Origin of the sequence: Streptomyces sp. NPDC059003 (assembly GCF_042740445.1) — a bacterium.
Taxonomy (GTDB): Bacteria; Actinomycetota; Actinomycetes; order Streptomycetales; family Streptomycetaceae; genus Streptomyces.
Window position 1 is genome coordinate 1 of the sequence record NZ_JBHYJH010000246.1, and the last position, 10321, is coordinate 10321.

General features: G+C 73.7%; 9 protein-coding genes. 7 read left to right on the forward strand and 2 right to left on the reverse strand.

What is annotated here, in order from left to right; all coding sequences use genetic code 11:
• Positions 1-77: 77 nt before the first annotated feature.
• Positions 78-1559: an amidase gene (locus ACFWZ5_RS42000; protein ID WP_384799393.1), complete on the reverse strand. Its 1482-nt coding sequence runs from the start codon at positions 1557-1559 to the stop codon at positions 78-80.
• A gap of 86 nt (positions 1560-1645) precedes the next feature.
• Positions 1646-3094, reverse strand: coding sequence for a PepSY-associated TM helix domain-containing protein (locus tag ACFWZ5_RS42005; protein WP_384799390.1), 1449 nt, complete (start codon positions 3092-3094; stop codon positions 1646-1648).
• 321 nt (positions 3095-3415) lie between these two features.
• Here ACFWZ5_RS42005 and ACFWZ5_RS42010 point away from each other — a divergent pair, with 321 nt between their 5' ends.
• The 7 genes from ACFWZ5_RS42010 (at position 3416) to ACFWZ5_RS42040 (ending at position 10283) form a co-directional block, all read left to right on the forward strand.
• Positions 3416-3835, forward strand: a complete 420-nt coding sequence (locus ACFWZ5_RS42010) for a hypothetical protein (protein ID WP_384799387.1) — start codon at positions 3416-3418, stop codon at positions 3833-3835.
• Positions 3836-3906: 71 nt separating this feature from the next.
• Positions 3907-6438 carry an ATP-binding protein gene (locus tag ACFWZ5_RS42015; protein WP_384799384.1) on the forward strand — a complete coding sequence of 844 codons (2532 nt, stop codon included), beginning with the start codon at positions 3907-3909 and terminating at the stop codon, positions 6436-6438.
• Between the two features lie 140 nt (positions 6439-6578).
• Complete coding sequence (locus ACFWZ5_RS42020; protein WP_384799381.1) at positions 6579-7013, forward strand: cupin domain-containing protein; 435 nt, start codon at positions 6579-6581, stop codon at positions 7011-7013.
• Positions 7010-8281: a beta-ketoacyl-[acyl-carrier-protein] synthase family protein gene (locus ACFWZ5_RS42025; RefSeq protein ID WP_384799378.1), complete on the forward strand. Its 1272-nt coding sequence runs from the start codon at positions 7010-7012 to the stop codon at positions 8279-8281. The genes ACFWZ5_RS42020 and ACFWZ5_RS42025 overlap by 4 nt, the downstream gene beginning before the upstream one ends.
• Positions 8278-9492 carry a ketosynthase chain-length factor gene (locus ACFWZ5_RS42030; RefSeq protein ID WP_384799375.1) on the forward strand — a complete coding sequence of 405 codons (1215 nt, stop codon included), beginning with the start codon at positions 8278-8280 and terminating at the stop codon, positions 9490-9492. Before ACFWZ5_RS42025 ends, ACFWZ5_RS42030 begins: the two co-directional genes overlap by 4 nt.
• A 61-nt stretch (positions 9493-9553) precedes the next feature.
• Positions 9554-9808: an acyl carrier protein gene (locus ACFWZ5_RS42035; RefSeq protein WP_384799372.1), complete on the forward strand. Its 255-nt coding sequence runs from the start codon at positions 9554-9556 to the stop codon at positions 9806-9808.
• A 1-nt stretch (position 9809) separates the two neighbouring features.
• Complete coding sequence (locus tag ACFWZ5_RS42040; RefSeq protein WP_384799369.1) at positions 9810-10283, forward strand: SRPBCC family protein; 474 nt, start codon at positions 9810-9812, stop codon at positions 10281-10283.
• Positions 10284-10321 lie beyond the last annotated feature (38 nt).

The window sequence follows — 10321 nt, forward strand, 5'->3', positions numbered from 1 at the left end:
CACCGGCACCCCGGGGCGGCCGGCGCGTCGCGCCGGCCCGCGCCTGCCGCACAGCGCACCACCCAGCCCGCCCTGTCCTACAGGGCGGGCTCCAGCTGTGCCCAGGGAGCCGCCGACTCCAGCTGCGTCGCCAGCGAGAGCAGCAGGCCCTCACTGCCCAGCGGGCCGCCGAACTGGACGCCCAGGGGCAGGCCGTCGGGAGTGCGGTAGAGGGGGACCGACATGGCGGGGCGGCCGGTGATGTTGGCGAGCTGGGTGAACGGGTTGGGCGCGAGGTTCTGGATGACCGCCTGCTTCCACAGCTTCGTCTTGCTGAGGCGGCCCGCCACGCCCGCCTTGAGCAGCGCCTTGCCGACCTGCCGGGTGAGCCAGGGGGTGTCGAGCTCGCCGATCCTGACCGGGGGCCGGGCGAGCGTCGGCGTGAGCAGCACGTCGTACGTCTCGTGGTAGGCCGCGAGTTGGCGGTTGTAGGTGTTCCAGCGGGCGTGCCTGATGGTGTACTCGGCTGCGCCGACCGCGCGGCCCGCGGCCGCGATCAGCAGGGTGTCGAGCTCGAACTGGTCGTCGTCGGCGCCGGTCCTGTGCTTGAGCTCGGCGAGCAGGGCGGCCTCCTCGGCCGCGTACATCGTCATGAAGTCGTCGGCCATGCGCAGCCCGTCGATGCCGGGCTCGGCCTCCTCCACGTCGTGGCCGAGGCCGACCAGGACCTTCACAGCCGTGTCGACGGCCGCGACCGCCTCGCGGGCGACCGGGGTGCCGATCGGGGAGCGCGTGCTGACGCCGACGCGCAGCCGCGGCGGGGTGCGTCGCGCGAGCTCCGCGTACGGCTGCTCGGGGCGCTCCACCAGGAACGGGCCGCCCTTGTCGGGGCGTACGGTCAGCGCGTCGAGGAGGGCCGCGGTGTCGCGGACGGTGCGGGAGACGACGCCGTCGGTGGCCGCGCCCACCAGGAGCTCCGCGTACGCCGGGCCCGCGGGCACCAGGCCCCGGCCCGGCTTGAGGCCGAACAGGCCGCAGCACGCGGCGGGGATGCGGATCGAGCCGCCGCCGTCGTTGGCGCCCGCGGCGGGGACGATGCCCGCGGCGACGGCGGCCGCGGAGCCGCCGGAGGAACCGCCGGGCGTGTGGCCGAGGTTCCAGGGGTTGCGGGTCGCGCCGCCCGCTTCGGGTTCGGTGATGCTCTTGATGCCGAACTCGGGCGTGTTCGTCTGCCCGAAGATCACGAGTCCGGCGTCGAGCCAGCGGCGCACGGACTCGCTGTGGCGCGTCGCGACGAGTCCCTGGGAGGACTTGGAGCCGCGGCCCGTGGGGCGGCCCGCGTAGTCCTGTATCAGGTCCTTGATCAGGAAGGGCACGCCCGCGAGCGGTCCCGACAGGTCGCCGTCGGCCCGCTTGCGGGCGAGGTCCGGCATCGGTCGGACGATCGCGTTGATCCTCCCGTTGACCGCGTCGGCGCGGGCGAGGGCCGCGTCGAGCAGTTCGCCCGGCGACACCTCGCCCCGCGCCACCAGTGCGGCGAGACCGACCGCGTCGTACGCCCTGTAGTCGCCGTAATCCACCGCGAACCCCCCAGCTAGGAGCCATAGTTGCCGGGAGCGTAGATCGTCGGCGGCGGTGCGGCAACGGGACCGGGGGCTTTCCCGCCTCAGTCCACGGCGGCGTAGCCGCGCCTGCCCCGCCGGTGGGCGATCTCCCCCAGGACGATGTCCACCGCGAGGAAGCCGACCAGCGGAATGCCGAGCAGGGGGACGAAGTAGCCGAGCACCGCGACCGCCGCCATCAGCGGGACCAGGACGTACGCGGGCACGTGCTGCCAGGCGCCGCGCGGCACGGGGCGGCCGAAGGCACTGCCGCGGCCGCGCTGCCACCACATGCGGTAGCCCCACACGATCAGCAGGATCAGGGCGACGGCGAGCGCGGCGAGCACGATCTGGTTGGCGAGGCCGAACAGGGTGCCGGAGTGCGCGTCGATGCCCCAGCGGGTCAGCTTGGCGAGCACCGGGTAGTCGTCGAAGCGCAGGACGTCGGTGACCTCGCCGGTCGACGGGTCGACCGCGGCGGAGTCCGCCTTCTCCGGCCAGGTGCGCTGGATCTGCTTGACGACGTACGCCGACGACGCGTCGGCGGGCGGGACGATCTCCACCGGGTCCGCGATGCCCCGGTCGCGGGCCGACTTCAGGACGGCGTCGAGCCCGATGTCGTCCGGCCGTGCCGCCTTGCCCGCGGCGCCGTCCGCGGCCGGGGCGCCGCCGTGCTCGGCGTGGTCGCCCGCCGCGGCTCCCCCGGCGCCCGCCGCAAGGCTCGTCGACACCGTGGGCGTGGTCTGGCCGAGCGCCTCGCGCAGGTCGCCGATGCTCTGGCCCGCGTAGGTCGACCACGTGAGGCCCGTCGCCGACAGGAAGACCAGGCCGGCGGCCGCCCACACGCCCACCGAGCCGTGCAGGGACAGCGTGCGCCGACGGCCCGTCGTGCCGCGCACCTTGCGCTGCGAGCGGCGCCGCGCGAACCAGAGCACCAGGCCGCCTCCGGCGATCACCCACAGCCAGCTCGCGGCGAGCTCGCTGTACAGGCGGCCCGTCTCGCCCAGGTGCAGGTCGCGGTGCAGTCCGGAGACCCAGGTGCGCAGCGGCAGCGCGCCGCTGGAGCCGTACTGCTCCAGGGCGCCGCGCACCTCGGCGGTGTACGGGTTCACGAAGACCGCGAGGGTGCGGTCGCTGTCGACGCCCGGCACCCCGGACAGCAGGACGCGGGTCGTCGCCCCGTCCTCCGGCGACGGCCGGACCGCGGCGACCGTGCCGTCGGGGTGGGCCTTGCGGGCGGCGGCGACCTGCTGCGCGAGCGGCAGTTCGCGCTCGCCGACCGGGACGCGCAGCTCGTCGGCGTACACGGCCTTCTCCACCGTGTACGAGGCCGCGTACATCAGTCCCGTAGCGGCGGCGATCAGCAGGAACGGCGCGATGAGCAGCCCGGCGTAGAAGTGCAGGCGCAGCACCAGCGGCCGCAGCGCGCGCCACGGGGACCGCGTCGGGGTCGCCTCCGCCGGGGAGGTGGGTGGCCCGGCGGGCGGGGCGGGGGCGGTTGGTGCGGCGGGCATGTGGTGCTCTCCTGGGGACGGTGCGGTGCCGGTGGCCGGGTGCGGCCGGGGCGGTCCATGGGTCGAGCGGGGTGGCGGGCGGGTTCCCCGGGGGTGGTGTGAGGTGGGCCACTGGGTCGGCCGGGAGGGCTCGGTCGGCGTGGGCGGCGGCACCGCGGGGCGCCGGGTCCAAAGGGCCGTTCGGGCCGTGTTCGATGTCTTTCGGGCCCTGTCGCGGACGGCCCCGCGACGGCACGCTGGAGGAGGGTGGGTACGGCGGACCGTCGGGGGGACGGGATGGATCAGGTCGCGAGCGCAGCCAGTCTGGCGCTGGTGAGGGCGATGGCCACGGACGGGTGGCAGCAGGTCCGGGACGCCACGGTCGCCTTGTGGCGGCAGGTGCGCCCGGAGCGCGACGCGTCGGAGCGCGACGAGCCCGGGCGCGGTGACTCGGGGCGGGAAGAGATCCGCGGGGAGCTCGAGGCGCTGCGCGCGCAGGTCCGTGCGGCCGCCGGTGACCCGGACATCGTACGGGTCCTGGAGGACAGGTGGCAGCTGCGCCTCCAGTCCCTGCTGTGGGCGAACCCGCGCTCGGCGGCCGAGCTGCGGCTGCTCCTTGACGAGCAGCTGGCTCCGGTCCTCGACGACGGCGAGCGCGACCGGGTGTACGCGGTCCTCCGGACCTCCACCGCGCACAGCGGCACCGGCATCGCCGTCGGCCGCGACCACTACGACGGGGCGCAGCCGTCCCCAAAAGCCTGACCCCGCCGGACGGGCCGGCCGCCGCCCGCGCGGACCAGCGCGGGACGGTGCTCGGCGGGGAGCTCCAGCAGGTGGCGGACGACACGTACCGGACGGCGGCGCAGGCCGTACCACCGGTCCGGCCGACGGTCATCCACGGTCTGCCGCACGATGTCGTGGGCTTCACCGGGCGTGCGGCCGAGTTGCGCTGGCTCCTCGACGCCGCGACACCGGGACGGGTGGTGGCCGTGCACACGGTCGACGGGATGCCGGGCGTGGGCAAGACCGCCCTGGTGACGCATGCCGCGCACCGCCTCGCCGACCGCTTCCCGGACGGGCAGTTCTATCAGGACCTGCACGCCCACACCCCCGGCAGGTCCGCCGCCGACCCGGTCGACGTCCTGGCCGTGCTGCTCACCGGGCTCGGCGTCGATCCGCGCAACCTGCCCCCGACGCTCAAGGGCCGCTCGGATCTGTGGCGGGACCGGCTCGCGGGCAAGCGCGTCCTGCTCGTCCTGGACGACGCGGCCGACCACGCCCAGATCCGCCCGCTGCTCCCGGCCGGTGCGGGCTGCCTCACGCTGGTGACCAGCCGTCGGCGCCTCGTCGCCCTCGACGGCGCCCATCCGCTGCCGCTCACGCCGCTGAGGCCCGACGAGGCCGCGGAGCTGTTCACGAGCACCGCGCACCGCTACCCCGCCGACCGGGGCGAGGTCGCGGCGGTGGCCGAGACGGTCCGGCTCTGCGGCTGGCTGCCGTTGGCCGTCGTGCTGCTCGCCGGCCGCCTGGCCCACAAGGAACGGTGGTCGCTCACCGAGTTCACCGCCGACTTCGCCGCGGCGCACGACCGCATCGGTGAACTCACGGGCGGGGACCGCGCGGTGCGCACCGCGTTCACGCTGTCCTACGACGAACTCACCGCGGCCCAGCGGCGGCTCTTCCGCCACCTGGGCCTGCACCCGGGCCCGGACACCGACGTGCACGCCGCCGCGGCGCTCGCCGGGCTCACCGTGTCCGAGGTGCGCGGCGAGCTCGAGGCCCTGTACACCGACCATCTGGTCGACGAGATCGCCCCCGGCCGCTACCGCCTCCACGACCTGCTGCGCACGTACGCCCGCACCCTGGCCCACGCGGAGGACACCCCTCAGGAGCGCGCGCTCGCCCTCACGCGGGTCCTGGACTACTACCGGCACACCACGCACGCCGCCGACCGGCGGCTCAGCCGCATCACCCGTCCGAGCTCCGACGGCGCCCACCCGGCGACGCTGCCGGTGTTCGCGGACGACACCGCCGCGCTCGCGTGGCTGCGTACCCACCGTGCCACGCTCCTCGCCTGCCTAGACGCCTCGACGTGCCCCGCCCACACCGCGGAGCTGACCGCTTCCCTGGCCGCGTTCCTGCTGCGGGAGGGACCCTGGCCGCAGGCCGCGACGCTGCAGGAGCGGGCCGTCACCGCCGCGCGCTCCACCCGCGACCGCCTCGCCCAGGCGGGCGCCCTGCACGACCTGGCCGTGGTCCACCGCATGCGCGACGAGTACCGGGAAGCGACCGACATCCAGCGGCGCGCGCTCTCCCTCTACCGTCAGGTCGGCGACGTCCTCGGCCAGGCCAACTCCCTCTACGAGCTGGGCAACATCCGGCAGCTGTCGGCCGACCACGCGGGCGCCCGCCGCCTGCTCCAGCAGGCCCTCGGCCTCTACCGCCAGGTGGGCGATCCGCTGGGCCAGGCCAACGCCATCGACCAGCTCGGCGTCAGCCACCGGATGCTGGACGCGTACCAGGAAGCCGCCGACCTCCACCAGCAGGCCTCGGCGCTCTACGAGCAGATCGGCGACCGCCTCGGCAAGGCCAACTCCCTGTACGAGCTGGGGGCCGCCCGACGGCTCCAGGGCGACCTCCCCGAAGCGGCCCGCCTCCAGGACCAGGCCCTCGGCCTCTACCACCGGATCGGCGACCACCTCGGCACGGCGCAGAGCCTCAACGAACTCGGCCTCGTACGGCGGATCGAGGGCGCGCTCCCCGAGGCCGCCCGGCTCTACCTACAGGCCCTGGACCTGTTCAAGCAGCTCGGCGACCGGCTCGGCCTGGGCAACGCGCTGCATGAACTCGGTGTCGTGCGCCGCCTCGAAGGCACGTACGCGGACGCCGCCCGCCTCCAGGAGCGGGCGCTCGGCCTGTTCCTCCAGATCGGCGACCCCTTGGGGCAGGCCAACGTCCTCAACGAACTGGGGGTCCTGCGGAGCCTGGCGGACGACGCGTACGAGGAGGCGGCCCGGCTGCACCAGCGGGCGCTCGGCCTGTACGAGCGGATCGACGACCGGCAGGGGCAGGCCGAGGTGTGGAACTACATGGGCACGCTCCTGACCAGGTCCGCCGACGACGCCGGGGCCCTTGAGGCGTACGGCACCGCGTTGCGGCTCGCGCGGGAGACGCGGAGCCCGCTGGACGAGGCGCACGCGCTCGCGGGGTCCGCCCGGATCCGGGTGCGCATCGGCGACCGCGCGTCCGGCCTGGCCGAACTGCGCCGTGCCGTCGGGCTGTACGAGCGCCTGGGGGTCGCGGAGGCCCGGTCGGCGGGGGCGTTCCTGGCGGATCTGGACGGCGGGAGCGACGCCGAGGGCTGACGGGGAGCGGACGAGAACGGGGGGCCGCCCGCGCGCTTCAGATGGTCCCCATCCGTCTTGGAGACGCCGTTGCCATTCTTCAACCGGCCCTGGTGTGCCGCGTCGTACGGGGCCCCGTCCGGTCGGAGAAGGAGATTCCCATGACCTCAGCCCCGCAGACAGAGCCAACGAAGGTCGCGTTCTCGGACGTGACGCCGAATCGACGGCGGGGCGGCGACCTGCGGGTCCTCCTGAGCCCGAGGACCTGCAGCGCCACCGCGGGCTTCATGGGGGCGGGCACCCTCCTGCCCGGGGAGTTCGTCTCCGAGCACTACCACCCGTACTCCGAGGAGTACCTCTACATCGTGCGCGGGCAGATGACCCTGCGGCTGGACGGGAAGCCGGTCCGGCTGTCCGCCGGTGACGCGTTCATGGTGCCCAGGAACGCCCGGCACCGGTTGGAGAACGACGGGGGCGAGGACGTGTTCGCCGTCTTCTTCCTCGGGCCGCTCGCCCCGCGGCCCGACCTGGGGCACGTCGATACCGAGCCGCTGCCCGGCGAGGGGGAGCTGCCGCAGGTCGGGGGGCTTTCATGAGCGAGCGCCGTGTCGTCGTCACCGGTATCGGGGTGATGGCTCCGGGCGGGATCGGGACGCCGGCGTTCTGGGAGACGCTGACGGCGGGGCGCACGATGACCCGCAGGATCACGCACTTCGATCCCACGGACTTCCGCTGCCAGGTCGCCGCCGAGATCGACCTCGAACCGGCGGCGGTCGGCCTGTCCCCGCAGGAGGCACGGCGCCTCGACCGGGCGGGCCAGCTCGCCCTGGTCGCCGCCCGCGAGGCGCTGACCGACAGCGGCCTCAACCCCCAGGCCCTGGAGCCGTCGAGAGTGGGCGTCTCCCTCGGGAACGCCATCGGCTGCACGGAGTTGATGGAACGCGAGTACGTGGTGCTCAGCGACGGCGGCCGCAAGTGGCTGGTCGACCCCGAGTACGCGGTGCCGCAGCTGTACGACGTGATGGTGCCGAGCTCGATGGCCGCCGAGCTGGCGTGGTGCGTGGGCGCCGAGGGTCCGGTGGCCCTGGTGTCGACGGGCTGCACCTCCGGCATCGACGCGCTCGGGCACGGCTTCGAGCTGGTCCGCGAGGGCAGTGCGGACGTGGTCCTCGCTGCGGGCACGGACGCGCCGGTGTCCCCGGTGACGGTGGCGTGCTTCGACACGCTGCGCGCGCAGTCGACGGTCAACGACGACCCGGAGCACGCGTGCCAGCCCTTCGACCGCGACCGCAAGGGACTCATCCTCGGCGAGGGCTCGGCCGTGCTGGTCTTCGAGGATCTCGAGCACGCGCGCAGGCGCGGCGCCCGCGTCTACTGCGAGGTGCGGGGCTATGCGAGCCGGGCCAACGGCTACCACATGACGGGGCTCAAGCCCGACGGCCGGGAGATGGCCGAGGCGATCCGGGTCGCGCTCGACCAGGCCCGGCTCAACCCCGAGGACATCGACTACATCAACGCGCACGGCTCGGGCACCAAGCAGAACGACCGCCACGAGACGGCCGCGTTCAAGGAGAGCCTGGGGCAGCACGCGTACGCCACGCCGGTCAGTTCGATCAAGTCGATGATCGGGCACTCGCTCGGTGCGATCGGCGCCATCGAGGTGGCCGCGTGCTGCCTGGCGATCGAGCACGACGCGATCCCGCCCACGGCGAATCTGTCCACCCCGGACCCCGAGTGCGACCTGGACTACGTGCCGGTCACGGCCCGGGAGCAGCGCACCGACGCCGTGCTCAGCGTCGGCAGCGGCTTCGGCGGCTTCCAGAGCGCGATCGTCGTGGCCGCGCGGGAGAGGACGAACGCATGAGGCGCACAGCCGTGGTGACGGGTCTGGGCGTGGTGGCACCGACCGGCATCGGGACCAAGGCGTACTGGGCCGCGGCGTTGGACGGCCGCAGCGGGCTCGGGCGGATGACGCGGATGGACCCGTCCGGGTATCCGATCAAGGTCATCGGCGAGGTGCCGGACTTCGTGCCCGCCGATCTGCTGCCCAGCCGGGTCGTCGTGGAGACCTCGCTGATGACCCAGTTCGGCCTGGTCTGCGCCGACGAGGCGCTGCGGGACGGCGACCTTGACCCGAAGGAGCAGCCCGAGTACGAGATGAGCGTCGTCACCGCCAACGCCACGGGCGGCGCGGAGTTCGGCCAGCGCGAGATGCAGAACCTGTACACCAAGGGGCCGCAGCAGGTCGGCGCGTACATGGCCATCGCCTGGTTCTACGCGGCCAACTCGGGCCAGATCTCGATCCGGCACGGGATGCGCGGACCCAGCGGGGTGTTCATCACGGACCAGGCGGGCGGTCTCGACTGCGTCGGCCAGGCCCGGCGGGTCATCCGCGACCGGAGCACGTTCACCCTGGCGGGCGGCACGGACTCCTCCTTCTCGCCCTCCGGTCTCGTCGGGCAGATCCCGCCGGGTCTGGTGAGCCTGAGTGAGGATCCGGCGCGGGCCTATCTCCCCTTCGACACCGCGGCGGCCGGTTACGCGCCGGGCGAGGGCGGGGCGATCCTGCTGGTCGAGGAGGCCGCGTCGGCACGGGCCCGCGGGGTGCGCCCGTACGGGGAGATCGCCGGGTACGCCACGGCCTTCGACCCGCATCCCCGTACGGGCCGCGGCCCGAATCTGCGGCGCGCTGTGGAGGCCGCGCTCGCGGACGCCGGTACGGCGCCCGCCGACGTGGACGTGGTGTTCGCCGACGGCTACGGCGTCCCGGAGCTCGACCGGATCGAGTGCGAGGCGCTGGCCGGGGTGTTCGGCGCGGGCGCCGTGCCGGTGACCCTGCCCAAGACGGCGACGGGCCGCCTGTACGCGGCCGGGCCGACCGTGGATCTCGTCGCCGCGCTCCTGTCGATCCGGCACGGCGTGATCCCTCCGACGATCAACGTCACCGATGTGTCCGGCCACTGCCCGGTCGATCTCGTCCGCGACGAGCCCCGGGAGACACCGGTGCGCACCGCTCTGGTGATCGCCCGCGGCTACAACGGGTTCAACGCCGCCGTGGTCGTCAAGGCGGTCTGACCGACCGGTCCTGTCGTCCGCCGGCGTCGTCCGGCGGGCTCATCAACGAACGGAGACAGACATGGATGAACTGACCCTCGACGGCCTCCGCGAGATCATGCGGCACTGCGTGGGTACGGGCGAATCGGTCAACCTGGACGGCGACATCCTCAACACCGCCTTCACCGAGCTGGGTTACGACTCGCTGGCGGTCCTGGAGGTGGTGACGCAGGTGCAGGGGCGGCTCGGCGTGAGCATCCCCGACGAGGCGCTGGAGGAGCTGGAGACGCCCGCGTCCCTGATCGAGTACGTCGCGACGCAGAAGGCGGGTGCCTGACATGGCGGCCGGACACACCGAGTCGGCGATCGTGATCGACGCACCGATGGAGCTGGTGTGGGACATGACCAACGACGTCGCTTCCTGGCCCGACCTGTTCACGGAGTACGCGGACGTGCAGATCCTCGAACAGAGCGGCGACACCGTCCGGTTCCGGCTCACCATGCATCCGGACGACGACGGCGTCCAGCGGTCCTGGGTCTCGGAGCGCACCGTGGACCCCCGCACCCACACCGTGCGCGCGCACCGGGTCGAGACCGGCCCCTTCACGTACATGAACATCTTCTGGGAGTACCGGGCCGTGCCGGCGAGCGGGGTGAAGATGCGCTGGGTCCAGGACTTCCACGTACGCGATGAACTGCCCTTCGGTGACGCGGAGATGGCGGAGCACCTGCTCAAGAACTCGGAGGTCCAGATGGGTGTCATCAAGGAGCGGATCGAGCGTGCGGCGCGCGGGAGGACGACGGTCGGCTGAGCGCGACGGGCGGCCGCACGCAGCACCCGGTCCGGGAC